The following is a 26,005-nucleotide window of genomic DNA, read 5'->3' as shown; positions in this document are numbered from 1 at the left end:
GGGCCTCCCGCGTCACTCGATGGGGTAGGTGGAGGGGTCTTTCTGACAGGCGGCGAACCACTCGTCCCACCCCCCCTTGTAGACCTTCACGTTGGTGAAGCCGTTCTCCGCCAGCTTCCGGGCCACCCGGTAGGAAATGGCGCAGTCCTCGCCGCCGCAGTAGACCACCACCGGCTGGGTGGGCGGGGCCTGGGCGGAGGAGCGGAAGAAGCGGAGATTCTCGTCGAAAGCGGTTTCGGGGATGTTGAACGCGTCCCGGATGTGCCCGTTCGCGAACTGGTCGGGGGGGCGCGCGTCGATGAAGGCGGCCCAGTTCCGGTGCAGGTCGAGCGCCTGGGACAGGCTGAGGGCCTCGATGTGCAGTTTCTCCGCCTCCGCCTGCTGGCGGGCGACATACTCCTTCTTGAGGCGCTCGGTGTCCGCCACGGGGTCGTAGGACATCAGGTCGATCCCCGAAGGGCTCGCCTCCGCCGGGGCGGCCGCTGCCAGCTGCGGGGGCGGGGGGAGTGGGACGGGTGTCCCGCTCACGGTCGCCGCGGGCGGGAGGGCCGGGGCCGGCTGAACCGGGGGCGCCGCGGGCGGCGGGGCAAAACGGGGCCGGACCTGGTTGAAGGCCAGGCCCGCGACGATCCCGAGGATCACGATTCCGACTGCCTGCTTGATGTAACTCATGGGCGACTCCGAACCGCCTTTTGTACCATAATAGGATGCAGGGCGACAAGAAATAGTTGGGAGACTCGGGCGAAGATTAAGTGTTGACCTGTACCCCGTTTCTGGTGCATCATGACACGGTCCGCAAACTGAACTCCGGAGGGATTGATGGAAGCAAGCACCGAGAAACTGGAAAACGGGTGGGTCGTCGTCACGATTTCCGGACGGGTTGACGCCCACACTTCCCCGGAACTCGACACCTATTGCCACGCCCGGCTGGACGAGGGCGTCACCTCCCTCGCCCTGGACATCTCCGGGGTGCAGTACATGAGCAGCGCCGGCCTGCGGGTCCTCCTCTCCGTCCTGAAGGAGATGGGGAAACGCAACGGCAAGCTCGTGCTCCTCAAGCCCCAGGACAATGTCCGGGAGATCCTGGAAATCTCGGGTTTCTCCAAGATCTTCACCATTTCCGACAAGCTCTGAGCCCCGGAACACGGAATCGGTGAACCGGGCCCCGTGAGACGGGGCGCCCCGCCCCGCCTTCCCCCATACCATGGAGGATCGTATGCGAAGACTGTTCATCGGCCTGGCCCTGCTGTTTTTTGCCGGCCTGGCCGCCGCCTTCCCCCGTTGCTCGACCGCTTCGCGGGTGGTGCTCTTCGAGGAGTTCACCACCGCGGTGGGTTGACCCTACTGCCCTTCGGCCGCGTGCGGCCTGCACAGCATCGACAGCAACTACGGCAGCGACACCGTCATCCTGGCCTACCACTCGGGCGACCCTTTCGCGACCAGCGCCTACTCGACGCGGTACTCCTACTACGCGGTCTCCGGGACCCCCACCGTCCTCGTGGACGGGAAGGTCAAGGTGGTCGGCGGCGGGACGTGCAGCTCCACCTACAACAACTACGCCAGCGGCTTCAACCAGCGGCGCGTGATCGCCGCGCCCGTGACCCTCGCCCTGGCCTTCCCGAACGCGTCAACCGCGGGCGTCACCGTCACCAACACGTCGGCGTCCGCCGTCCAGGGCAAGCTCTTCGTCGCCGTGGTGGAGAGGCACATCCCCTACACCTGGTACGACCAGTCCGAGGTGGATTTCGTCGTCCGCTCGCTGCTCCCCTCCGCGACCGGACAGGACGTCTCCATCCCCGCCGGGCAGTCCGTCACCCACAACCAGCTGTTCACCCTCGGGGCCGGCTGGAGTCGCCCCAACGTCCAGATCGTGGCCTTCGTGCAGGCCTCCGACAAGGAGGTCCTCCAGGCCGTCCGCTCGCCGCTTCCCGACCCGGGGTCCATCCTGCTCACGTCGCCGGAAGCGGGCGACCTGTTCATCGTGGGCTCGGTGATGAACGTGGCCTGGAGTTCCCAGGGTTTCACCGGCAACGTGGACGTCTACCTGTCCACCAAGGAGAACACCTGGGTGCCTCTCGCCCACAACATCGCCAATTCGGGGACCTTCGACTGGCTGGTCACCGACCTTCCCACCACCCGGGGGAGGGTCAAGGTGAGCGCCACCGACGGCGGGTACCCTTTCGCCCAGAGCCCGGAGACCTTCTCCATCATCCGCAACGGCGACATCGACGGGGACGGGCAGGTGCTCGCGGACGACCTGGTGCTCCTGTCCGCCTGGCTGGCGGGCGACGCGGAGGCGTTCCCGATGATCGACATCGACGGGGACAAGGCGGTCACGGCCGTTGACCTGGTCCTCCTGGCCCAGCAAGTGATCATGTGACGACCGGAGGGGGGCGCCCCCCTCCTAACCCGGATAAACCGGAAAAAGAACCACGAAATACACGGAAGGCACGAGCGGGAAAAGAAAACCGTTCATCCTGCGGGTCGATTTGTCGTGATCCCTGACGGCCTTTTCGGGTGCCGCTTTTCGTTCCGGGATGTTCGGCCCGGGACGGACCCGCCTTCCCCGCACCCTTTCAGGGTGCGTTCCTCCCCTCGCCGCCCCGGGGACCCGGTGACGCATTGCAAGGACAAACCCGCCCCGAAGGCGGCGGGAGCCCACCGAGGTCCCCCGGTCTTGTGCATTTTGCCCAAAATACCACGTTGAAGGGACGCTTTTTCCGGGGCGTCGCCCGGCAACAGTGGCCTCGGAAGGCAACCGGAATCGACAAGATGCTGGCAAGAACGCAGCCGCTACAGTGCCTGCAGCCTTCTCCATCCTCCCCGTCACCACTCGATCCCCGGGTAGCTGCCGAGGCGGCCCGTGGAGGCGGACAGGAAGAAGAGGTCTCCCGCGACGGGTTGGGAGGATTCCACGTTCAGCCAGGCGATGGAGGCGTAGACCGCGGGGAAGAGCACGGCCAGGTTCGCGTCGGAGGTGTGCCCCGCCGCGAGGGCGCCCGTGGATTCGCCCAGCAGGGCGCCCCCTTCCGCGTAAGCCTTGATGGAGACACCGGCGGCGGACGCGGACGGGTTGAACAGGCGGAGGCGGCTCGCCCAGCCCGTCTCCGTCCGGACCAGGGGGAAACAGAACCGGTAGCTCCCCGACGACACCACGGGGAGGCCGTCGAAGGCGAAGGCCCCGGACCGGGTGAAGAAGAGTTCGAAGCCGAGGAACGGCTGGTCCGCCTGGAGCCGCATCCGGGCCGCCGAGGGGTAGGGGGTCCCCGACTCGCTGAAGAGGGTCCAGATCTCGCGGGTGACCTGCTGGTAGGGGATGACGTAGTAGGAGGTCCCGACGAGCTTGCTCCCGGCGCTGTCGTAGAGGTCCGCTTCGAACATGGCGCCGTCGGCGCCCCGGTTGCAGAAGGTGACGCCGGTGTAGAAGAGGTCGTTGGCGGGGATTTCAAGGTAGTGGGCGGTGTAGGTCGCCCCGGGGGTGCTCTCCCCCGTCGCCGGCACGGGGGCCTTCACCGGGGCGGCTGCCGCGGGGAGGCCCGCCAGGCCCGGGTTGGACAGGTTTCCGAACAACTCGAACCCGACGAGGTCCTGGTCCGACTGCACGCGGACCAGGCGGATGGCGGACGGGTTTCCGACGGTGGGAAAGACCTGGTCGATGAGGCGGACGTACTTTCCCGCCGCGGGGAGGTTGACCGGGGTCGTGGCCAGGAGGTAGCCGTCCTCGGCGTGGGCCGTGAGCGACACCGCGGCCGGGACGGGGCCGGTGTTGACCAGGGTCAGGCCGGTGTACCAGTCGGCGACGACCACCACGTAGGGGAAAATCAGCGACGCGGCGGCGGGGGCCATGGGCATGACCACCTCGGTGGCGTCGTCCTTCGTCCCGAATTCCAGGACGCCCTGGAGCGGCTGCTGGCTGGTGATCTTCAGCCAGAGGTCGCGGGAGAGGGCCTCGGGGGAGAGGATCGTGGATATCCCCTGCCGGAGCGCGCCGCCGGCGGGGATGCCCCCCATCACCACCGACTGGACGAGGACGCCGTCGCTGCCGAAGGCGTCGATCCGGAGCGAGGCCGGCGTGAGGCCGAGGTTGACCACGGAGAGGCGGGTCCACCACATGTCGCTCTCGGCCACGTGGGCGGCGAAGACGGTGTAGACGGGACCCTCCGTCACGGTGATCACGGCGGAATTGCTGTCGGTGCTCCCGCAGTCGTCGGTCACCCGCACCCAGTACCGGGTGTCCTGCGTCAGGGGCGGCGAGGTGAAGCCCGACGAATCCGTCCCGACCGGGGTGGAGGTGTCCGGGCTCGTCCCCTGGTACCACTGGTAGGACAGGCTCCCGATCCCGGAGGCGACCACGGCGAGGTAAACCGGCTGCCCCGCCTGGACGGACTGGGACTGGGGCTGTACGGTGACGGCGGGCCCGTTCCGGACCGTGATGACGGCGGTGGGGGTGTCCACCGTCCCGCAGGCGTTGGTCACCCGCACCCAGAAGTTGGTGGTGGCGCTCAGGGTCGGGGTGATGTACGCCGAAGCGTCGGTCCCGACCGGGACGGAGGTGTCCCCGCTGGTCCCCTGGTACCATTGGTACGCGAGGGGTGCGGTGCCGGAGGCGGACACCGTGAGCGACGCCGCGAACCCGTTACAGATCACCATGGATTCCGGCGGGGTGTCGATGGAGGGGGCCTCGCACCCCCCGCTCACCGTGATGACGGCCGTGTTGCTGTTGGCCGTCCCGCAGGCGTTGGTCACCCGCACCCAGTAGCTGGTGGTGCCGGTCAGCGCCGGGGTGGTGTAGGAGGGTTGGTTGGACCCGACGGGGGAACTCGTGTTGCCGCTGGCGCCCTGGTACCACTGGTAGCCGAGGGGGGCCGACCCGGTGGCGCTGACGAAGAGGGTGGCCGTCTGGCCGCTGGCGATGGTCTGGCCGGCGGGGTGGGAGGTGATCCCGGGCGCCGTCAGGACGGTGAGGGCGGCCGCGTTGCTGTCGGCGGTCCCGCAGGCGTTGGTGACCCGCACCCAGTAGCTGGTGGAGGACAGCAGCGCCGGGGTGCCGAACGTGTTCGAGTTGGTCCCGACGGGGATGGCGGTGTTGCCGCTGGCGCCCTGGTACCAGGCGTAGGTGAAGGGCGTCGATCCGGTTGCGGTGACGGTGAGCGTGGTGGACTGCCCGCTGCACAGGGAGGCCCCCGCCGGGTGGGACGCGATGGCGGGCGGAGTGCACCCGGACTGCACGGTGACGGTGGCGGCGCTGCTGTTGGTGGAGCCGCAGCCGTCCGTCACCCTGACCCAGTACGAGGTCGTGGCGCTGAGCGGGGGCGTGGTGTAGCTCGCGGCGTTGGTCCCCACGGGGGTCGAGGTGTCGCCGCTGGTCCCCTGGTACCACTGGTAGGACAGGGCCCCCGCCCCGGAGGCCGTGACGCTCAGGGCGGCCGTCTGGCCGCTCTGGATGGTCTGGTTCTGCGGGTGGGTCGTGATGCCCGGCCCCGCGGTGTTGGAGACGGTGACGGTCCAGCCGGTGGCGGAGGAACTGTTCACGGTGACGGTGACGCAGTTGGCGGTGTCGGTGAAGGAGCTGCCCACGGCGATCATGGCGCCCGTGTCGCCGTTGGCGCCCTGGACGTACGCCTCGATGTCCCGGGTGGTGTCCACCTCGTGAACGATGACCGACTCGCCAGGGAGCTGCGTGTCGTATCCGACCCGCTTGCGGGCTTCCACGGTGTAGTAGCGGGTGGCGGAACCGCCGACGGGGACCTTGATCAGCCTCGGGTTGGATCCCGAGGGCTGGGCGAGGCGCTCGAGGGTCACGGTCTGACGGCTGCCGGTGTTCACGGTGACGATCTGCCCCGGGGTGACCCAGCCGAGCATGTCCTTGTGGTGGGCGATGGTGTGCTGCCCGAAGCAGCCGAAGGTCGGGTCCGTGGGGTTGCACTGCCAGGAGTCGCTCATCACGTCCCAGGAACTGTCGTAGACGCTGGACGGGTTGAAACAGGAGTGCGGCAGGCCGAAGCCGTGCCCCATCTCGTGCATGAGGATGCAGAGGTTGTTGTAGCCCCAGGGCGGTTCCCAGGTGGTCCGCCAGACCTTGGCGACCCCGTCCAGGGTGGCGTAGCGCGCGCCGCCCCAGGCGTAGCCGTCGAGTTCGTCGTTGAAGAAGAGGTTGATCCCCATGAAAGGGGTGAAGTCGATGTCGGGGTCGGCGGCGGCCGTGGCGTCGGTGAAGAGCGCCGTCAGGTTGGCGGCGGGCGGGCTCCCGGTGACGTAGTGGGACTTGGGGTGGGGCAGGACGTACCACTTCGACGCCGCCAGGCTCCCGTTCATGTTGATGTTTTCATAGGAGAGTTCGCGCCAGTAGTGGTCGAGCCGGGGCGAGGTGCTGCCGAACTGGTCCGCGAAGAAGCCGACTGTCCGGGGCTCCGCGGCGACATCGGAGAACTTGCAGGGGATGGTGACCCACGGCTGAGGCCCCGTGACGGCTTCGGGCTTGTGGGGGCGGGCGGCCCCGCCGGCAGGCTCGATGCGCTCCGCCACGAGGAGGTCCTGCCCGCGGGGGGCGTCGGCGGCGGGGAGGAGGGTCCCGTAAACCCGGACCGGTCTCCGGTTCAACACCCGGAGGCACCCGGGGTCGAACCGGGCCGCGTCCCAGGCGAGTCGGACCGGCCGCCCGCCGGGTGGGGTCACCTCGGCGAGGAACTCGCTTTTCCCCGTGCCGCCGGGGCCCGGGTCACCCCAGGTCAGCGTGAGAACGCCGTCCAGGGTCCCTTCGCCGGCCCCGGCCGCCACGGCGAACACCGCGGCGAGGAACGTCAGCACCGCCAACCCTGCCGCCCTGCGGATCGTCTTTCCCCTCATCGCACACCTCGACTGTGAATTCCGCGACTCGACCCATTATACCACGCGGCCCGCCGACCGCACGGAGAGCCCTTCGATTCGATGATGCGGACGGGGCGGAAGTTGCGAACGAACGGGTTGACAAACCCGCCCCCTCCGGCCACAATGGACCCTCTCGCGCCACCGGACGGCGTACCCTTTCGGAGACAATTTTCCCATGCCCGACACCCCCCCAGCCCCCCGCGCCGACGCGGCGCCCCCCCGGACGGGCGAACCCGGCCCGCCGACGGGGGCGGGGGCCCCCCTGCCGCCCGCCGGGGACCGGCGGGTGGTCTGCTCCCTCCGCCGGGGCGTGCTGGGCCTTTCGCCCGTGCCGCGGCCCGGTTCCCGCGTGACGCTCGTCCTGGAGGTGGACGGCGCCCCCCTCGGGGAGACCCCCCTGCGCGTCCCGCCGGGCGACTTCCTCCACCGCCGGGCGTTTCGCGATTTCCTCCTGGACCGCTTCGGCTTCGACCTCACCCGCCGGTTCCTCGCCGTCGCCCCGGGCCTCCCGCTGCGACCCGGGCACGAAGCGGTCACGCTCCCCTTCGGGAAAGATTCCGTCGAGTACTTCGAGTGCACGCTGCCCGGCGGCCCGTACCGTTTCGCGGCCGTCCCGCCGCGGAAGGGCCGCAGTCCGGCCGGGGAAGGGCAGGGGGACGGGGCGCCCGACCCCGCCCTCGCCGCCCTCGAAGCCCTGAGCCACCGGGCCCTGGCCGACCTGGCGGCCGGGGTCCTCTCCGGAAGCCCCGCGCGAGTCCCGCAGGCCGGCGAGCCCGGTCCCGGCCCCTCGGTGTTTCTCGCCTTCGGGTCCGAGCCCCTCCCCCCGGACTTCAGGGTGTCCCTCCCGGAAGGCCCCCCGAGCCCCGACGGCCCCGCGTCTTTCCTTTTCCACTGCGCACGTTCCCACCCCCACGGGGTGTCGGTGACGCGGCAGGGGCGCCGGGTGGTGGTCCGCGCCCGGCGGTTCACGCTGCTGGACCTCGCCCGCGTTCTCATGGACCTGGCCGGGGATGCCGAGTTCGCCCTCTGGACCGGCAAAGCGGCCCGGCGGCCGGCGTGGGCTTCCCCGCGTCCCGCCCCGGGGCCTGGCGACGGTCCCCGGCCCGGGGTGGAGCTGTGCTTCGGTGCGGGCACGGGGCCCGACGCCTCGGCGGGCCCCTGCACGCTCCGGCCCTGGGAGGCGGTGGCCCGGCTGGAACCCGCCCCCCGGGTGGGGGTTTCACGGGGGTTCCTGCTGCGGTGCACCCCGTCGGCTCTTCTCCGGCTGATGCCGACCCGGCTCCGGGATTTCGCCGCCCGGGGCGCCCTCCACGTTTCACTGGCCGACTTCGTGCTCAGCGCCGCCCAGCAGGGGGCCTCGGTGACGGTGGTGGAGGGGGGCGGCGGCCCGGGGCGGGGCGGCGGGCCCTGCCGGGGGATTCCCGCCCGCCGGTGGGCGGGCCTGGCGTCCGTCGGGATGGCGGCGGTCCGACGGGGAAAGCTGGAGCGGAACTTCCGCGCCTTCTGGGGGGCCAGGCTCGCCCGCGGTTTCACGGGGGCGTTCCTCGGGGCCCTTTTCCGGCGGCCGTTGGGCCTGGGCGCCGCCCGCGCGGCGCTGTTGTCCGGGGCCCTCCTGGGGCTTTTCCGCAAACCCCCCGGACGTTTCGACCACCCCCCGGTGCATTTCCCGGAAGCGCCGGTCCGGCGGGTCGAGTTCGACCTCCTCCGCCCGGAGGTCGCCGACACCGGAGACCCGTCGGCCCCGGTGGCCTTCGCCGTCGCCCATCTCGACGGTGAACCGGTCCAGTGCCTGGGCACCGACGTCTACGGGGGGGCGTCCGCCGAATCCCTGGCCCGGCGCCTGCGCCTGGAGACCTTTCTCTGGAAGTCCGGGCACCTCCTCCGCTACCTGGCCTGGACCGCGTGGGAGGCGCGGGTCGGTTCTGCGGCGTCCGACGTTCGCGTGGCCGGCCGGGCGGCGCCGGAGCTGATCCTGGCCACCCGGGACCGCCCCCGGGACCTGGAGCGCCTCGTGGCTTCGCTGCGGAGGTCCACCTGCCCCGTGGACCTGAGGGTGATCGACAGCGCCCCCTCCTCGGAGGACACGCGCCGCTTCTGCGAGCGGGAGGGGATCCGGTACCACCGTTGCCCCCACCCCGGGAAGAGCCGGGCGCTCAACCTCGGCATCCGGGCTTCCGAAGCCGAGTACCTCCTCTTCACCGACGACGACGCCGTGGTGGACGCGAACTGGGCGCGGGCGCTCACGGACGGCTTCCGGGACCCGGCCGTCCGGGCGGTGGTGGGCCTGGTGCTGCCGCTGCGGGTCCAGACCCGGGCCCAGTACCTCTTCGAGCACCACGTCGAACTCTACGGGATGGGCGGGTTGCGGCGGGGGTTCTGGGAACGGGAGTACGGCCCCTTCGACTCCCCCTTCGCGGCCTCGCGGGTGGGCACCGGCGTGAACATGGCGGTGCGGCGGGAGGTCTTCGAGACCCTGGGGCCCCTCGACACGGCCCTGAGCCCCGGGACCCCCACGGGGGCGGGGGAGGAGGTCGACCTCTACTTCCGCATCCTCCGGCGGGGAGGGGCCATCCTCTACACGCCTCGCGCCCGGGTCCTGCACGACCACCGGGACCGAATGGACGCCCTCCGCCGGCAGCTCTTCAACTACGGTCTCAGTTCCGGCGCCTACTCCGCCCGCTGGGCTTTCGTCGAGCGTGCTCCCCGGGCCCTCTGGTACCTGTGGAAGTGGTACCTGCTCGGGCCGCTGCACCGCTGCCTGGGCCCCCGCCCCGGCTACCCGCGGTCCCTGGTCCTGCTCGAAGCCTGGGGCAGCCTGCGGGGGCCCCTGCGTTATTGCTCCTCCCGGCGCCTGCAGCGGCGTTTCGACCGCGAGGAGCGGGAAGGGGGGACGCCGTGAGCCTCCAGGGCGCCCCCCGCGTGAGCGTGATCATCCCGGTTCGCAACGGGGAGCGTTACCTCCGGGAGGCCCTGGAGAGCGCCCTGGGCCAGGACGGCGGCCTGGCGGAGGTGGTGGTGGCCGACGACGGCTCCACCGATGAAACCCCCGCCATCCTGGCCTCCTATGGAAACCGGCTGCGGGGGGTCCGGTTGGAGGGGAAAGGAGTCTCCACCGCCCGCAACGCGGCTCTTGCCATCGCCCGCGGCGACCTCGTCGCCTTCCTGGACGCCGACGACGCCTTCCTCCCGGGAAAACTCGCCGCCCAGGCGGCCATCCTCGACCAGCGGCCCGAGGTCGGGCTGGTGAACAGCGGGTGGCGGCTGGTGGACGCCGAGGGCCGGCCCCTCCGGGACGAGGAGCCCTGGCGGCGGGCCCCCGTCCTGGACCTCGACGCGTGGCTCCTGTGGAAACCCGTTTTCCCGGGCGCCCTGATGGTCCGCAAGTCCTGGGTCGAGCGCGCGGGGGGGTTCGACCCCGCCCTGGCCCACGCCGAGGACGTGGACCTGGTGCTGCGGATGGCGGCCGACGGGTGCCGGTGCGCCTGGCTGGAACAGGTCACGGTCCGCTACCGGATCCACGGGGGCAACGCCGTCCGCGACGGCCGCGCCCAGGCCGGAAGCATGGACCGGGTCCTGGACCGTTTCTACGCCCGGCCCGACCTTCCCCCGTCCACCCGGGAACGGGAGCGGAAGATCCGCTTCTTCACCCTGGTCTGGACCCTCTGGATGCTGCGGTCCACCGGGTGCGCCGATGCGGAGGCCCCGTACGCCCGGCGGGCCGTGGAAGCCCCCGAGCCGCCCCCCGGCGCCACGGGGTTTCTTCCGGGGCTCTGGCGGGTCCTCGAAGTGGAGGAGACCCTGTCCCGCCACTGTTTCGAGAGCGGGGGGACCGAGGCGGACCTCCGGGCGTTCCGCCCGCGTCTCCGCGAGGTTTCGGGGTTGCCCGGCGCCGCCTGGAGAATCGCGGAGCGGCTCCTGGACCTGCGGCTTGAACACCGTCTTCACCACCCGCGGGGCGAGTTCGCAGCCCCCGGGCCCGATGTCCGGGGCGAGCGGGCCCGAAGGGATTTCGTTCGCGCCGCGGGATTTCTCCTGTGGTATGATGGCGGCCTGGATTTCGAGGCGGTCCGGCGGGCCCGCGAGGCGGAAGCCGCCGGCGGCGGGTGCCGGGGCCCGGTTCGCCGGGTCTGTGTCCCCCTTGACGTCCTGCTCCTGGAATCGGGCGCCCTTCGGGAACGGCCCGAACAGGCCGACGCCACCCTGCGGAAGGTCGTCAGGGCCGTCCTCTCGCCCCGAGGGTTGGCGTTGCTGCCGGAACTGGTCCGTGCCGTCCGGGCCTGGCGGCTCTGCCGGAAGGCCAATACTCTCGGAGACCCGTCGCGATGACCCAGCCGAACGAAATCCGCAAGCTTCCCCGACCCAAGCGGGCCAACTTCCGCAAGAAAGTGGGCATCGTCTGGACGAACGCCTCCTGGGTGCTGCGGGAAGCCCGGGCCAGCTCCGCGGGCGCCTTCTACGGCGTCGTCACCTGCCGGGTCGTCAACAGCGCGGTGCCGGCCGGCCTGGCCCTGGTGGGCCGCGGCCTCATCAACGCCGTGGTGGACGGCGTTCGGCACCCCGGCCGCGGCATGGAGGGCGTCCTCCCCTGGATCGTCGCCAGCCTGGCCCTCGTGCTGGTGATGGAACTGGTCGGCCTCGCCGACCGCCTCCTCTACCGCCGGCTGGAGGAGAGCCTCTCCCTGCGGATCGACCTGCTGAAGCTCGAGCACGCCGCCAGCCTGGACGTCTCCCAGGTGGAGGACCCCGAGTTCCAGGACATCGCCGAACGGGCCCGGCAGAACTCCAATCCGCACTTCATCGGCTTCCTCAATCGTCTCCTCACGCTGGGGACCGATATCCTGAAGATCGTCGGCCTCACCGCCATCCTCGTCTACATCGACGCCCTGACCGTGCTGGTGACCCTCCCCATCCTGGTCCCCTTCCTCCTCTTCAAGTGGTCCGTGTCCAAGACCCGGTACTGGAAGGAGTATGCCCGGGCCAACAAGCGGCGCTGGATGCGGTACTTCATGACGAACCTGACCAGCCGCACCGCCGTGGGAGAGGTCCGGATCCTCCGCCTGGCGCCGATCTTCATCCGGCGCTACCGTGAGATGGCGGAGGATTTCATCCGCGAGGACCACCGCCTGCACCGGCGGGACATCTGGGGGACCTTCTACCTGTCCCTGGCGTACACCTTCATTTTCTACCTGTTGTTCTACCGCATCGTGAGCCTGGTCATCGGGCGGGTCCTGACCGTCGGGGACCTGACCATCATCGCGGCGTCCGTGGGCCGCCTGCGCGACCTTCTGGCCAGCCTGGCCACCCAGTTCACGAGCGCCCTGGAGCAGACCCTCTACATCGACAACCTGGCGGTGCTCCTTGCCATCGAGCCGAAAATCCCGAAGTCGGAGGGGAAACGGGTCGAAGGCCCTTGCGGGGAGATCGTCCTCGAAGACGTCTCCTTCCGTTACACCGCCTCGGGCCCGGACGTGCTCTCCCGCGTCTCGCTGCGGATCGCCCCCGGGGAGACCGTGGCCCTGGTGGGGGAGAACGGCGCGGGCAAGACCACGCTGGTCAAGCTCCTGGCCCGGCTCTACGACCCCCGGGAGGGGCGCCTGCTGCTGGGCGGCGTGGACCTCCGGGAACTTTCGCTGGAAGACCACCACCGCCGCCTGGCCTATGTCTTCCAGGAACCCAACCGCTTCGAGGCCACGGCGGAGGAGAACATCGCCTACGGTCAGGGGTGCGAGTCCCTGGGTCCCGGGGAGGCCGAGACGATCGGCCGCGAGGCGGGCATCGACGACTTCGTCCGGGCGCTGCCCCGGGGTTACGCCACGCCCCTCGGGCGCACCTTCGGGACGACGGACCTCTCCGGCGGGCAGTGGCAGCGCCTGGCCATCGCCCGGGCCCTGGCGCGGAAGGACGCGACGATCCTCATCCTGGACGAGCCCACCGCCAGCCTCGACGCCCGGGCCGAGTACGACCTGTTCCTCCGCTTCCGCGAACTGGCGGCGGGGCGGACCACGGTGCTGATCTCCCACCGCTTCTCCACGGTGAGCCTGGCGGATCGGATCATCGTCCTGCACGAGGGGCGCGTGGAGGAAACGGGCAGCCACGACGAACTCCTGGCCCTGGGCGGGCGTTATGCGACCCTGTACCGCTATCACCGGGCCCAGATGGACGGGGAGGCCCTCCTGTGAACCCGCCGGCCCCCGCCTCCCGTTTCGACCGCCTGGCGGCGCCGCCCGTTTTCGTCGTGGGCGCTGCCCGCTCGGGGACCACCTGGGTCTACGACATCCTCACCGCCCACCCCGAGGTGGCGGGTGCCTACGAGACCTGGCTCTTCACCCCCGCCAACGGCCTCGGGGCCCTCTTCACCGACGCCCACTGGCCGGCCGGGCACTCGGGGCTGGGCAAGCTGCTTTCCCGTGAGCGGGTCCTGGCGGTCGCCCGGGACGCCGCGGAACGTATTCTCTCCGAGGCCATCGGCGACGGGCAGCGCTTCCTGGCGGAGAAGAGCCCGAACCACCTCTACGCCATCCCCCTCATCGAGGAGGTCCTTCCCGGCTGCCGGTTCATCCACGTCCTCCGGGACGGCCGGGACGTGGGCGTCTCGGTCCGCGCCGCCACCCGGTCCTGGGTGCCGGCGTGGCGGGAGACCTTCGGGAAGTCGATCCGGGCCTCGGCGCGGTTCTGGTGCAACGCGGTGGACGTGGCCCGGCGCCACGGGGCCCTCGTCGGGGACCGGTTCCTCGAGGTCCGCTACGAAGACCTCCGGGGGGACCCGGAGACGTCCGTCCGGCGTCTGTTCGCGTTCGCGGGTGTCCCGCTGGACGAGGAGCGCCTCGAACGGATCCTCGAGAAGACAGACTTCGACCGGAACTTCAAGCCCGACCCCGACGGATTCCGCCGCAAGGGACAGGTGGGCGACTGGCTCGCGGAACTTGGGCTCCGGGACCGCTATGCTTTTCACCGGATCGCCTTCGGCGTCCTGGAGAAACTGGGTTACGAGTCGGACCGGCTCTGGTGGCTGCGCCCCGGCCGCCGGCGCCGAACAGGAGGTTGACATGGCTACCCTGGTATGCGGCCACCCCCGGTCGGGGACGACCCTTCTTGCCGTACTCCTCGACAGCCACCCCGAGATTTCCCTCACCTTCGAACTCGGGACCTTCCAGTACATCGGCCTGAGGCCCGATGAATACCTGGAGAAGCTTCAGGTGCACATCCGGCAGAAAAGCCGGCGCACGTTCGTCCGTTTCAGCGACAGTGCGGTCACCCGGCGCAACCGGACCTTGAACAGGTTGGCCAACCGGTTTTTCCTGTTCCGTTTCTTCCGGGGCATCCGCCGCCTCGGCGTCGGGAGCGTCCGGGCGGCCGACGTCGAGCGGGTGCTGGGCAAGCTCTTTCCCCGGGCCCGGATGGTGGGGGACAAGTACCCGGGCTACGTCTTCGAACTGGACAAGCTGGCCGAGGACCCGGCGGTGAGGTGCGCCGCGATTTACCGGGACTGCCGGGACGTGGCCGCCTCCGTGCTGAAAAAGGTCGACACGCAGTGGAAGGGGAAGGCCTGGACGGTGAAATACGACACCGCGGCCAAGATCGCCGCCCTGTGGGTAAACGCGGTGGAGATCATGGAGCGGAACGCGGAGAAGGTCCTCGCCGTGCGGTACGAGCGGCTCGTCCGGGAACCGGGGGCGGCGGCACGCGACCTGGGGGAGTGGCTCGGCGTGGACCCCGCGGGCTTCAAACTGGACAGAGTGCACACCGAGAGCGTGGGAAAACACCGGTCCTCGCTTCCCGAGGCCGATGTCCAAGCCATCCTGGACGTTGCGGGCCCGACGATGCGCCGCCTGGGATACCTGTGAGCCCGGCCCCCTCCCGCTCCTTGTCGTTCGCCCATCTCGTCAACCCGGTGCGGGTGGGCCCCGCCTCGGACCTGTACGCCGCCCAGCCCGTCACCTTCGAGTCCATGCGCCGCGCCCGGGACCGCGCGGCCGCCGAGGGCCTCTCCGTGACCCTTCTGAGCGCCCAGTACCCGGAGGACCGGGAGCGGGTCCCGTCCGGCTTCACCCCCACCCCGGACCTCGCGTTCAGCAGCGCGGACATCGGCGCTTTCCGCGTGCCCCGGAAGCTCCCCCTGTTCGCCGACCTTCTCGCCAGGCTTTACGGGGGGTCCCCTGCGGACATCCTCGTCTACACCAACGTGGACATCGCCCTGCAGCCCGATTTCTACCTCACGGTCGCAGGGTGGCTCTCCGGGGGGGCGGACTCGGCGGTGGTGAACCGGCGGACGGTGGCGGCCGACCCCGACCAGGCCCGGGACCTGGAGTGGCTCGCCGCCCAGCCGGGGGAGCGGCACCGCGGGTACGACTGCTTCGTCTTCCGCCGCGGCCTGCTGGCGGACGTGGACTTCGGGAGGCTGCTGATCGGCGTCGCCGGCTTCGGGAAGACCGTGGTGGCGGCGCTTTCCTCCCTCGATCCCGGATTTCGCCTGGAGAAGGACGCACACCTGACGTTCCACATCAACAACGACCGTCCCTGGCGCGACGAGGCGCTCGACGACTACTGGCGCTTCAACCTGGCGGAGGGGCACCGGGTGCTGGACCGCCTCCGCGAACGCCTCGGCGGCCTGTCGCCCCTGGCGGAGGAGCTTTACCGGAGGCAACCGTCCCGTTTCCGGCAAGGCCTTTGAAGGTAAGGCTGTACGGTGCGGTTCGTACGCGTCGTCCCGACGCGGACGACGAAATGACGGGAAGTGGGGTTGTCTTCCCCCTCACGTTTCCCGGGAGCCTTGCCCCGCGCCGGGACGGCGCGTGCGAACGGTGCGGTTCGTACGCGTCGTCCCGACGCGGACGACAGAATGACTGGAAGCCACGGGAGGGGAGTCGCCTCCCCCCTCACGTTTCCCGGGAGCCTTGCCCCGCGCCGGGACGGCGCGTGCAAACGAACCTCAGGAGGCCCGCCAGGGCGTCGCGGAGCGGGGCAGGGTCGGGCGGGTCCGGCACGGGGACGACCGGCGGGGATGCCCGCAGGGAAGCGAGCACGGCGGGGACGTGGTCCAGGGCCGTGTACTCCAGCACGCCGGGGGTCCCGTGCCAGGAACGCGCCGCCTGGCGGGAAGCAATCACCGGGACCCCCGCCAGGAGGAACTCCACGACCCGGGTCAATGCGCCGCCGCCCCCCGCCTGGTGGCAGAGGGCGGCCCGCACCGTGGTCAACTGCGCATCCAGGCCCGCGTCGGGGAGGGGGCCCAGCAGGTCCACGCCGGGGAGCCCCGCGAGGTCCCCCAGGTGGCGGTCGGACCCGAACCCGGCTACCCGGAGGCGGTCGCCTCCTTCCCGGCCGGGCCCTTCGGCCCACCAGCGGGCCGCTTCCAGGATGCCCCGGCGGGTGGCCGCGTTGGCGCAGGACCCCAGGAGGAGGACGTCACGGGGCACGGTCCCGCCGCGGGCCCGGCGGACGGCTTCCAGCCGGGCGGTGATGACGGGGGCCGGGAAATAGGGCCAGTAGAACACCCGAACCCCTTCCCGTTCCAGGCACGCGGCGTCCTCGGCGGCGATGGTTATCGCCAGGCTGCAGCGCCGGAAGAGGTCGAACTCGCGGCGGGCCATCCGGGGCAGGGCGCGCGGGGCGACCTGGTGGGCGAGGGACCCTTCCTGGTTGTGGCAGACCGCCGCCGCGGGGATGCCCAGGCGCTGTGCCCGACGGACCAGGGCCGGGAAGTACAGGGGGTCGTCCAGGAGGAGGAGGTCCGCCGGGAGGTCCCGCCCGAGGCGCCGGGCCCACTGCCGGGACACCCGGTCCTGGCGGCGCGCGTACGGCCGGTGGGCGGCCTGCCACCCCCGCAGCCCGGAGAGGGACACCCACGTTCCGCACGGGCGCTTGAAGCCGGCCCGGAGGCGCTCGGCGACCGCGGGCGGGAGGCCGTCCAGCCGGGCGCTGCTCAGGACCGACGGTGACCAGTCTTCCAGCAGGGACGCCGCCTGGGCGGCCCGGCGGGACCCTCCCCCGCCGCAAGGGTCCGGGCGGAACCGGGTGAAGTAGACTACCCGGGGCCCGGGCAAGGCGGCATCCGTCATGGCCCCTCCCCGCAGGCGCGCCGGAGCCGCTCCAGGGCGAGGGCGTAAACCTCGAATTCCAGGGGGTTGTCGGCCGCGTAGCGTCTCGCCTCGTCCGGGGTGGGCGCCTCGTCCCGGGGCGAGGGGTTGAGGTGTTCCACCACCGACGCGGGGAACCCCAGGCAACGTCCGAGCAGCGCCACCGACGCGGCAAAGTGCTCCACGATCCCCACGCAGACGAAGTGCCGGTCCAGGATGGCGCCGGGGTCGTCCCCGGCGAAGTCGAAGGGGAGGTAGCGGAAGAGCGGCGACCGGCCCCGGGCGGCGAAGTAGTGGTGGATGTCCCGGAAGTCGTTGTCGGGGTCGCCGGGCACGAGCGCCCCCCGCCGGATCCGGTTGGCCCGCCCCCTCCGCTTCCAGAAGAAGTAGCCGGAAACGGCCATCTCGAGGGGGTGGCGAAGGAAGGTGACGAACTGGTCGACCTCGGGATAGTACTGCAGGGCGCCGAAGCCCTCGTCGTTGTTGAAGTGGCCGTGAAGGCAATCCCCGGGCCCGAGGACGAGCCGCTCGGGCGGGGCCTGTTTCCTCTGGAAGTAGTGCACGTGGAAGCGGTCCCGGAACCACGCGCGGAGCTGGCGCCGCAGGCTGTTCCCCGCGCACTTGGGCACGTGGAGCGAGATCAGCGGTTTCCCCGGGTCGTAGGGCCTCATCGCCGTCCCCCCGGGGGAGCGTTGCGGGGCGGGAGGCTGTTAGGCTGAAGGCTGTTAGGCTGAAGGCTGATAGGCTGAAGGCTGTGAGGTGGTTTAAGGCAGGGATTTTGAGAGAGCGAGCAGGAGGATCGCGGGGGCGATTTTTCGGGGCGGCGGCTGGGTTCGGGGCGATGGAGATATCCCGGTTCAGGGCGCGCTGCACCGGTTGCGTCCCCTCCGCGCCTCCGGGGCTCCGCGAGAGATCCTTCCGGAATCGCTCTCACCGAGGCACGGAGGCACGGAGAAGAGGCGTCTCCGATCGTCGTGAACAGGCCATACGCCATCTCCCGGCTCCTCTTTCTGTCTTCCTTGTCCGAAGGGCTTGCGCTTCCCTCCCCGGCTTGTCCGTTTCTCTCGCAAAGGCACGGAGGCACGGAGAAATGCAAGTCGTATTCAAAAGAATCAACAATCCTTATGATTCGTCTCCGTGCCTCCGTGCCTTCGTGAGATCCGTATCCGGGCTTTTCGCGGGGTCATCGATCTTGCACTCCTCTGAGCCTGACAGCCTTCAGCCTAACAGTCTTCAGCCTATCAGCCTTCTCCCCGCATTGTAGCACGCCTGGAGGAACGGCGAGAAGGGCCGGTAGCCCCACGCCGCCATGGGTTTGCGGAGCCGGTACTGGATCCGCAGCCGTTCCCGCAGGGGGCCGGCCTTCACCGAGGCGGCGTTCGTGTTCCGCAGGGGCCCCGCGACGCTGTCTTTCCAGGTTTCCCAGTCGTGGGCGATGGTGGGGCAAAGCTCCCGCCGCTTTTCCATCCAGGCCGGGTCGAGCGCCAGGCCGAGCCAGTCGGCGAGTGTTTCCACCACCCCCCGGGGGTCGGCGGCCAGTTGCTCGTAGCGCACGGTCCGCACCCTCTCGGGGCGGGAAGCCTCGAAGGCCGCGGCGGCCTCCACCGCTTCCCGCCAGCGGTCGGCCAGCCGGCTGTAGGGCTTGTCGTGGTCGCCGGGGAAGTGGCGTTTCCGGGACAGGACCGCCGGGAGGGGGTGACGGACGATGTGCACGAAGCGGGCGTCGGGGTAGAGGGTCACGATGCGGGCCATCCGGAACACGTGCCCCGGCGTCTTCTCCAGCCAGCGGAAGGGCGTTCGGGGGGCGTCCGGGTGGCCGGCCGCCCGGAGGAATCGGTGGACGAACCACTCGAAGAGTCCCTTCTCGGTGAGCCGGCCCGCCTGCGCCAGGGCGGCGAGCGCTTCGGCCTCCGGGGGCGTCACCGGGAGGCCGGTCTTGAGGCCCCCTTTCTCCAGGACGGCCCCGAGACATTCCGGGAGGACGGCCCCTTCCGCCGACAGCCTCAGGTGTCGGGAGACCGGGCCGAAAAAGTGGGTTTCCGGGAAGGAGACGACCCCGGGCTGCGCCGCCAGCATGGCCTGGAGCAGCGTGGTTCCCGAGCGGGGGTATCCCACCACGAAGACCGGCTCGGGGGGCAGGGGCGGGGGAAGGGCCGGGTCGCTCACGGACGCCTCACGCCGGGATCGGGTAGAGGGTCGTGGGGTCCCAGGCGCAGAGCCCGTGAACGGTCTCGCTGACGTCGTTCCCGAAGGGGTGGATGGCGAGGAGTTCCCCCCGGGCGAGATCGACTTCCAGCAGGGAGGCGGGCGCCATTCCCACCAGGACGTGGTCGGCGCCCAACACGTCCAGACCCCGGACGAACCCGCTCCGGTTGAAGGGACGGTCGGGGTGGGCAGCGAGCCGCTCCGCCACGGGGGGGAAGTCCGACAGGCGAAGGGACCGTGCCGGCCGCCCCTCGGCCAGGTCGAACTCCACCAGGCTGCAGTGGACGGTCTCCCCGACCAGGACGCGCCCGCCCGTGAGTATGCGGGGGCTGTGGCTTCCCTTCAGACGCGGGTGCTCCACCGTCACCACCGTGGAAGGCCGGAAACGGACCAGTGCGCCGAAGCGGTTGAGGAGGGCGTAGACCTCCCCCGTGGACGGGTCGGTGACGACGGCGTTCAGGTGGGTGTGGGAGGGGTCCTCGGCCGGGACCTTTCCCAGGAACCGGAGCCGGTTGTCGGCCTCCCTGTCGAAGGGGAGAGGGGAGAGCCCGAACCGCTTCTGCAGGAGGGGGTCCTCCCGGGGCCACCAGGCGTCCAGGAGGCGTCCGTCGTCCGCGAGGAGCAGGGCCCCGTCCAGGGCCGTGGCGGCCACCCAGGTGCCGGCGGGTACCCGGCAGATTTCGTGGACGCCCGCGAGGAGAGGGTGCGTGACGCGGCCGAGGGGGCGCAGGCGCAGGTCGAACCAGAGCAGGCTGTGGTAGGTCCCCGCCAGCAGTCGGTCCCCCACCCGCACGACCCCCTTGCCCCCCCGGGTGTTGCCCCGCGGGTTGGGGTCGTCGGCGATGTCCGGGTCGGAGGGTTGAAGGGGGCGCCGGGCCAGCGTTTTCTTCGTCCGCCAGTCGAGGAGGACGATCTCCCCCCCCTCGGGCAGGGGGCGGCACCGGTTGACCGTGGTGAAGCAGACCCTCATGCGCTACCTTCCAGGGCCTTCCGGGAAAGGGTTTCCAGGCGGTCGAACGCCTCACCCGTCTGGGGGTCCGACCGCACCCGGCGGCAGGCTTCCACGATCTCGGGGGGCGGTTGGGGGACCCCGGCCTTGATGGAGAGGGCCACCCAGGCCAGCGGCGGTTCCGCGATCCCCAGGAAGGCGGCCAGGGCGCCCAGGGTCGACGAGGGTTCGCGGCGGAGGCGGGCGTGGTCGTGCAGGTGCCAGGTCCCGGCGGGGAGGCCGGGCAGCGTGTCCGCCAGGGCCCGGACGTAGGCGGCGGCGGCCAGGGCGCACCAGTCGGCGGGCGCGCCGGAGCGCCACCGGTCGGCCCAGGCGTCGGGAATGCCGGGGAAAGGCGCCGGCCTTCCCTCCGCGTCCCGCTCCGACGCCCATCGCCGGTGAAACACGGGCCGCTGGACGGAGTTTCCCTTCCGGTACATCGACTCGGCGATCTCCTCCAGGGGGCGGACCACGGCGATCCAGCGGACGCCGGGCAGGGCGTCCGCCATGGCCGGCATGACGAAGGACAACTCGGGGGACTTGAGGATGAACCGCGTACCCCAGGGGATTTCCGCCAGGGGGATGTCCCGGCGGTCCAGGCGGGCGTCCCGGGGGTCGGCGGTCCCGTCGGGCCGCCGGGGGGGGGAAGAGCGGGGGTACCCCGCCGTGTGCGGGGATGCGGCCACGCCGCGGAGGGTGTCGCCCGAGACGAGGTCGGCCATCAGGCAGTCCCGCGCATCCTCCGCCTCGATGGCGCCCCGCCGGAGGTCGGCCGCCAGGCCGGTCCGGGTCGGGTAGTAGTAGAGCGACCAGCGCTCGTAGACCGCGTCGTCGATGAGGGCGCGGAGGGTGGGCTGTTCGCCCAGGGAGCGGGTGAGGAAGGTCGTCCCGCTCCGCGGCGGCCCGGTGATCAGCACCAGGGAATCGCCCGGCCGCCCGTGATCGCCCGGCCAGGGGGCCGGGGGGGCATCCCGACCGGGTGATCTGCCTTTGTCCTTCGGGATTTTGGGTTTACGCTTCCAGGCCAACTCGCCCCCTGATGCCGAGCGTTTCATCCCCATGTTATCACGAAACCGCCCGGTTGCGAGACCCGGTATTGATTCGAGAAGGTGAGGGGACCCCGATCGCTTTCCGGGTTGCCCCGGAAAGCCCGGGGACGGTGTTGCGTCGGCCGCTTGCCGGTGGTATGATTCGCCCCGGTCGAGACTCAGGACAGGGAGAACACCATGGCCGGTTACGCGTACGTTCCCCATTATCGTCTGGAGGGGGCGACGGGGGGAGGGGACCTCGTGGAGGAGACGGGACCGGATTGCTTCCTCGCCTTCGGCCGGCAGTGGGTCGAGCAGCGGCTCCGGACGGTCCCGGAGGGGCTCCGGGTGATCCGTGCCGACGACGATGCGATGGCCCCGACGATCCTCCGCGGGGACGCACTCCTGGTCGACACCGGCCAGTGCCCCCTGGTCGATGGCGGGGTCTACCTGGTCCGGCACGCGGGGGAGGCGCAGGTCCGGCGCCTGTTCTCCGCCCTCGGGTCGAGGGTGAGAATCCTTCCGGACAACCCGCAGTTTTCACCGGCGGAGGGGGACCGGGCCGGCGACGCGTTCGGGATCGTCGGCCGGGTGCTGTGGATCGGGCGCATGCTGTGAGGGCGGCCCCACCGCGACGAGGGAGCCTGCTCCGCCGCCCGTTCGTACGCGTCGTCCCGACGCGGACCCGCCAGCGAGCGGAGGCCTGAAATGAGCGTGGGGGGCCTGCCCCGCCCCCTGCCGGGTCCCACGCCCGAAGCCCCGCGCCGGGACGGCGCGTGCAAACGGTTGCCAGACCCTTCATCCCCGGGGACGGCGCCGGTTGCCCGAAGCTCCCCTTGGGCGCCGATTTCAGTCCTCCCCGGATCGATTCTCCCCCCCCGCCAGGAACCGGAGAGCGGCCTCGCGATCGAAACCGGTCACCCGGCTGCCTTCGAGGCGGAACAGCCCCTTCCCGGCCAGGTCCTCGACCGCGCGCAGGATTTCCCGGGGGTCCCGGCCCAGCTCGCGGGCGAGGGCCTCCACCGGGTCGGCGTCGCCGGGCGGGGGCCAGGTCGCGAGGAAGCGGGCGGCCACCCGGACCTTCACGCCGGACTGGATCAGGTCTTCCAGTTGTTCGTTGGTGTTGATGAGGCGCCGGGAGAACTCGGCGAGCATGAGCCGGGCCACCGGCTCGGACTCCCGCAGGAGGCGCTGGAAGGTCTGCTTGTCCACCACCGCGAGGTGGGCGTCGTCGAGGGCCAGCGCCGTCGCGGAACGGAGGGTCCCCGCAAGGGCGGCCATCTCCCCGAAGTAATCGCCGGGGCCGAAGACCGCCAGGCGCTTGCTGGCGAGGTCCCCCTGCTTTTCGAGGGCGACCTTCCCGGACAGGACGTAGTAGATGGCATCCCCGGCGTCCCCTTCCCGGAAGATCCGGGCCCCCGCGGGGAATATCCGGCCGAAACGGCGGGCGACCCGCTCCCCGATGACCGGGTGCGACGCGTCCTGCCGGAGAAGGGCCTTCTCCAGCAGGAGCAGGTCCCGCCGCCGCCAGGAAGCCATGAGTTCGGCGCAGAGCAGGAAGAGGGCGGCCAGGTAGAACACCCAGACCAGCAGGATGACGAGGGTGTCCAGCGACCCGAAGATGACCTGGTAGCGGGTGGTGTGGGTCACGTACACGGTGAAGAGCTGTTTGGCCGGCTCCATGAGCAGGGCGAAGACGGCGCTGCCGGCCAGGGTCGTTCCCAGGGGGAGGCGCGTGGAGGGGATGACCTTGTACAGGATGGTCAGGTACAGGACCACCAGGGCGAAGGGGATCAGGTACTGGAACAGGACCTGCCGGAGCGGGTCGTACACCCGCCCCGCGCCGGCGGCCGCGGACAGCTCGGCGCCCAGGGAGGTCATCCACGACAGCCCGAAGCTCACGATGCCCACCACCCACCCCAGGGGGATCATGGCGAAGGAGAGGAGCTTGGACACGAGGTAGCTCCGGTGGGACTTCGTCCGGAAGATCATGTCCAGGGCGGTCTCCATGGCCGTGAAAATCATGGAGGAGAACCACACCAGGGTGAAGAACCCCACCCAGCCCAGGATCTGCGCCTTCTGTTCCACGGCCCCCAGCTGCTGGAGGATGGACTCGGTGAGGCACGGGGTCACCTGGCGGAAGCCATCCAGCAGCTCGCGCTGGACGTCGGGGTTGGCCCCCAGGAAGCGGCCCGCCGCCAGCAGGGTGAGGATGAGCAGGGGGATGAACGACAGGATGGCGTAGAGGGAGATGGCCGCCGCCTGGTTGGTGTCCCCGTTGAGGTAGAAGTTGCGGCCGGCGTCGAGGAGGACCTCCTTGAGCCCCGCCGCACGACGGTGGAGGACGGGGGACACCCGGGGTGGCGGGGAGGGGGCGGTCCGGTTGATGTCAGGGGGATCCGGGCACATGGAAAATCCAGGAATAGAATTCAGAATTCAGGAGACAGGAGGAAGGAGACAGGAGCAGGAATTCAGAATTCAGAATCCGGAAGAAAGGCGCGGTCTCGAGCGTTCGATGGTATGCGGTTCCCGATCTGCAGCACCTGAACCCCGGACCCTGTCTCCATCCCGCGTTTCCGTCCCGACTGTAGGCGACCCGCCGCGGGGATGTCAAGGGAAAACGAAGTTCCTCGCTAGCCTCCGTGTCGGAGCCGTGCAGGTGAGCAAGTGGCGATGATTTGCTCCTCAGTCGATGAAGATCTCTGAAGGCAATGAGGAATCCGGTCTTCCGGGACTCCCTTCTTCTCGATTTCCTGAGGATCCGGGCAATGTCATTGACTTGTGCATCTGTTGGATGGATAATAATAGCGTGATTGAACCCGGTGAGGATCCATGATGGCGCTGCTTGAGCAGATCAAGCGGGCGCTTGGGACCTGTGTTGAGAGGTCGTTCAAGAGGAGGTGAATTTTCGTGCGAAAGCATAAGAAGATCGGCCGGTCGTTACTACGATCAGGCCAGTTGACCATTCTGTTGTTGCTGATTTCCTGTTTTGTCAGCGCACAAACAAACACCTCCTCGAACTCGCCTTGTGACTTCAGCACATATCATCCGGCCTTTTTTTCCCATTTCGAGAACTATGCCGTTCACAGGGAATCTCCGGAATATCCTGAAGAGGCCAGGAGAAAAGGCATCAAAGGCACCATTGTGGTCGTCGTCCTGATCGATCGGGAGGGAAATGTCGTCAAGACCTGCTGCGAAGAAGGGGACGAGTTGCTGAGAGCCGCGGCCCTGAAGGCTGCTTCGAAATGGAAGTTTACTCCTTTCGGGAAGATCGACATTCTTCCGAAATGCAAATATATTCAGCATAGTTTAGTGTTTGATTTCAAAGTGACAAACCCGGCACAGTCGGAGGATGTTCCCCCGTGGCCAACCATCCCGGTCAAATGGACGAACCAGCCTGCGACCACCGAGAAGAACAGTCGCCTGCTCGAGGAGGCGGCTGCAAGATTCGCTGAAGGCCAATCGGTACCCCCGCGAGTGGTGCTGTATGATATCGGTTATCCTCATGACATCGAGGAATATAATCGACTCAACGGTCATGCTGTATTGATGCTGACTGCTATCTCTCACCGCAAGGCTGAACTCCCGCTGAAAAGAGTGTACGTACTTTATCAAGGTAGACCGATAGAATTGTTGCCTGTTCAGATGGTCCTTTCCGATCGATCGGGAGATTCCAGCGCTGCGGTGAAGGTCTTCGGTGCTTTTCGTGCCGATATCCTGTACCTTCTACCCGTCTACCTTCGGAAACTGCAGTGCACCCTGCTGGTCGATTTCACGGAAGGCTCTTCAGGGATGCAGGTCGCAGTCTTTGGAACACCCGTCTCGCCCGAGGTCGGGCAGCTTCCCGTAAAACCTCCGGCAGGACCCTCTCCGTCCGGACAGCTGCTGGACGACTTCATCCGGCGGGAATTCCCTTTCTTTTTCCTCGCCGGGGCTGAATCGCGATCTGCGTCTCCACTTAATGATCTCAGCACATCCTCAACCCGGAAGGAACCTCGCCTGGCGGACACAGCCCCCGAGGATCGCCCCTTTCACGTCCAAGCTGACCAGAATGCCGCCTTTGTTGCAGCCTGCGAACCCTACATCAGGAAAGCTCGCGAGACCTGGCCTGATGCCAAGGCGCGGTTTCTTGAAGGGCTCCCTTCCGGCGAGAGCTTTTTCATTACTGTGCGCCTCTTCGATGAACATCGGCGGTTTGAACAGGTGTTTGTCGCTGTGGATTCCATCACGGACGGAGTCGTGGACGGGCGGATCTGGAGCGAGCCGAGTCTGATCCCCGGGTACAAGCTTCGAGATCGGATTCGCGTCAAGGAATCGGAACTGATCGATTGGACCATCTCGAAACCCGATGGTTCCGAGGAAGGGAACTTCGTTGGGAAGTTCATCGAGAGCCACAAGCCCTGACGAGAGGGGTTTAAACGTTCTCGACTCCGCCGGTGCGGTGGCCCCTCCAGAGACTGCGACTCCACCGGTGATTGTGCCGCCGCCAGCATCCCTGTCCCCGCAGGGGACAAACATTTGTAGAATAGCAGGATAGGATTTTCTGCGCCCCGCGCGCCGCCGGTCGGGATTTTGCCCCCCGGACTGGTTTTTCCCCGGCGGCGCGCGGGGAGATGTCCCCGGAATGTCCGGACGAGGTCCCGCCCCTGCTGAGGGGGGTGTAAACGTTTCAAAAAGAGCCAACGGCAGGCAGGACGAAGTGGGTTTCCGAACCCTGGCCTGCCCGCTGTTCCCCTTCGTTCGCCGTGCGAAATGCCTCAGTGCCCGGAATCGCAAACCCCTGAGGCCCGAAGGGCCGCCAAGAGAATGGCCGGGGGCGAGTCCTCGAGCCCCCGGAAGGC

The 26,005-nt window shown here is 69.4% G+C and carries 18 protein-coding genes; 10 read left to right on the top strand and 8 right to left on the bottom strand.

Annotation, left to right across the window (positions count from 1 at the left end):
- Positions 1 to 12 precede the first annotated feature (12 nt).
- Entirely contained in the window at positions 13 to 672 is a 660-nt protein-coding gene (locus KA419_08630) for a hypothetical protein (protein ID MBP7866004.1), read from the bottom strand.
- A gap of 147 nt (positions 673 to 819) precedes the next feature.
- On the opposite strand from KA419_08630, the gene KA419_08625 reads away from it, so the two are divergent.
- Positions 820 to 1,134 (top strand): STAS domain-containing protein, encoded by a 315-nt coding sequence (locus KA419_08625; GenBank protein ID MBP7866003.1) that lies wholly within the window; start codon positions 820 to 822, stop codon positions 1,132 to 1,134.
- A gap of 364 nt (positions 1,135 to 1,498) precedes the next feature.
- Positions 1,499 to 2,380 carry an Omp28-related outer membrane protein gene (locus KA419_08620; GenBank protein ID MBP7866002.1) on the top strand — a complete coding sequence of 294 codons (882 nt, stop codon included), beginning with the start codon at positions 1,499 to 1,501 and terminating at the stop codon, positions 2,378 to 2,380.
- Positions 2,381 to 2,826: 446 nt separating this feature from the next.
- On the opposite strand, the gene KA419_08615 is transcribed toward KA419_08620, so the two are convergent.
- The gene (locus tag KA419_08615) at positions 2,827 to 6,846 is read right to left on the bottom strand and encodes a hypothetical protein (protein ID MBP7866001.1); all 4,020 of its coding nucleotides are present in this window, start codon (positions 6,844 to 6,846) and stop codon (positions 2,827 to 2,829) included.
- Between the two features lie 196 nt (positions 6,847 to 7,042).
- Between KA419_08615 and KA419_08610 the strand changes: the two genes are divergently transcribed.
- Genes KA419_08610 through KA419_08585 form a run of 6 tightly spaced genes read left to right on the top strand, consistent with a single transcriptional unit; the run spans position 7,043 to position 15,538 of the window.
- The gene (locus KA419_08610) at positions 7,043 to 9,766 is read left to right on the top strand and encodes a glycosyltransferase (protein MBP7866000.1); all 2,724 of its coding nucleotides are present in this window, start codon (positions 7,043 to 7,045) and stop codon (positions 9,764 to 9,766) included.
- On the top strand, positions 9,763 to 11,193 hold the full coding sequence (locus KA419_08605; GenBank protein ID MBP7865999.1) for a glycosyltransferase: 1,431 nt from the start codon (positions 9,763 to 9,765) through the stop codon (positions 11,191 to 11,193). The genes KA419_08610 and KA419_08605 overlap by 4 nt, the downstream gene beginning before the upstream one ends.
- On the top strand, positions 11,190 to 13,046 hold the full coding sequence (locus KA419_08600; GenBank protein ID MBP7865998.1) for an ABC transporter ATP-binding protein: 1,857 nt from the start codon (positions 11,190 to 11,192) through the stop codon (positions 13,044 to 13,046). The genes KA419_08605 and KA419_08600 overlap by 4 nt, the downstream gene beginning before the upstream one ends.
- Positions 13,043 to 13,912 carry a sulfotransferase gene (locus tag KA419_08595; GenBank protein MBP7865997.1) on the top strand — a complete coding sequence of 290 codons (870 nt, stop codon included), beginning with the start codon at positions 13,043 to 13,045 and terminating at the stop codon, positions 13,910 to 13,912. Before KA419_08600 ends, KA419_08595 begins: the two co-directional genes overlap by 4 nt.
- A gap of 1 nt (position 13,913) precedes the next feature.
- Positions 13,914 to 14,711 (top strand): sulfotransferase, encoded by a 798-nt coding sequence (locus tag KA419_08590; protein MBP7865996.1) that lies wholly within the window; start codon positions 13,914 to 13,916, stop codon positions 14,709 to 14,711.
- Positions 14,708 to 15,538 (top strand): hypothetical protein, encoded by an 831-nt coding sequence (locus tag KA419_08585; protein MBP7865995.1) that lies wholly within the window; start codon positions 14,708 to 14,710, stop codon positions 15,536 to 15,538. The genes KA419_08590 and KA419_08585 overlap by 4 nt, the downstream gene beginning before the upstream one ends.
- Positions 15,539 to 15,743: 205 nt before the next feature.
- On the opposite strand, the gene KA419_08580 is transcribed toward KA419_08585, so the two are convergent.
- The 5 genes from KA419_08580 to KA419_08560 form a co-directional block, all read right to left on the bottom strand.
- A complete protein-coding gene (locus tag KA419_08580) occupies positions 15,744 to 16,925 on the bottom strand; it encodes a hypothetical protein (GenBank protein MBP7865994.1) in 1,182 nt (393 codons plus the stop codon).
- Positions 16,922 to 17,614 (bottom strand): hypothetical protein, encoded by a 693-nt coding sequence (locus tag KA419_08575; protein ID MBP7865993.1) that lies wholly within the window; start codon positions 17,612 to 17,614, stop codon positions 16,922 to 16,924. Before KA419_08575 ends, KA419_08580 begins: the two co-directional genes overlap by 4 nt.
- A 562-nt stretch (positions 17,615 to 18,176) precedes the next feature.
- Positions 18,177 to 19,109 (bottom strand): sulfotransferase, encoded by a 933-nt coding sequence (locus KA419_08570; protein ID MBP7865992.1) that lies wholly within the window; start codon positions 19,107 to 19,109, stop codon positions 18,177 to 18,179.
- 7 nt (positions 19,110 to 19,116) lie between these two features.
- Positions 19,117 to 20,118 carry a hypothetical protein gene (locus KA419_08565; GenBank protein MBP7865991.1) on the bottom strand — a complete coding sequence of 334 codons (1,002 nt, stop codon included), beginning with the start codon at positions 20,116 to 20,118 and terminating at the stop codon, positions 19,117 to 19,119.
- Entirely contained in the window at positions 20,115 to 21,053 is a 939-nt protein-coding gene (locus tag KA419_08560; protein ID MBP7865990.1) for a sulfotransferase, read from the bottom strand. The genes KA419_08565 and KA419_08560 overlap by 4 nt, the downstream gene beginning before the upstream one ends.
- A 309-nt stretch (positions 21,054 to 21,362) precedes the next feature.
- Between KA419_08560 and KA419_08555 the strand changes: the two genes are divergently transcribed.
- Positions 21,363 to 21,782 carry a S24 family peptidase gene (locus KA419_08555; GenBank protein MBP7865989.1) on the top strand — a complete coding sequence of 140 codons (420 nt, stop codon included), beginning with the start codon at positions 21,363 to 21,365 and terminating at the stop codon, positions 21,780 to 21,782.
- Positions 21,783 to 22,013: 231 nt separating this feature from the next.
- Here the strand turns inward: KA419_08555 and KA419_08550 are convergent, their stop codons facing one another.
- Positions 22,014 to 23,573: a YihY family inner membrane protein gene (locus KA419_08550; protein MBP7865988.1), complete on the bottom strand. Its 1,560-nt coding sequence runs from the start codon at positions 23,571 to 23,573 to the stop codon at positions 22,014 to 22,016.
- Between the two features lie 501 nt (positions 23,574 to 24,074).
- Between KA419_08550 and KA419_08545 the strand changes: the two genes are divergently transcribed.
- A complete protein-coding gene (locus KA419_08545) occupies positions 24,075 to 25,568 on the top strand; it encodes a TonB family protein (protein ID MBP7865987.1) in 1,494 nt (497 codons plus the stop codon).
- The last annotated feature ends 437 nt before the right edge of the window (positions 25,569 to 26,005 follow it).

The organism is Acidobacteriota bacterium, assembly GCA_018001935.1.
GTDB lineage: Bacteria > Acidobacteriota > JAAYUB01 > JAAYUB01 > JAAYUB01 > JAGNHB01.
The sequence above is the reverse complement of the archived record's forward strand: the minus strand, read 5'-3'. Positions and strand labels throughout refer to the sequence as shown.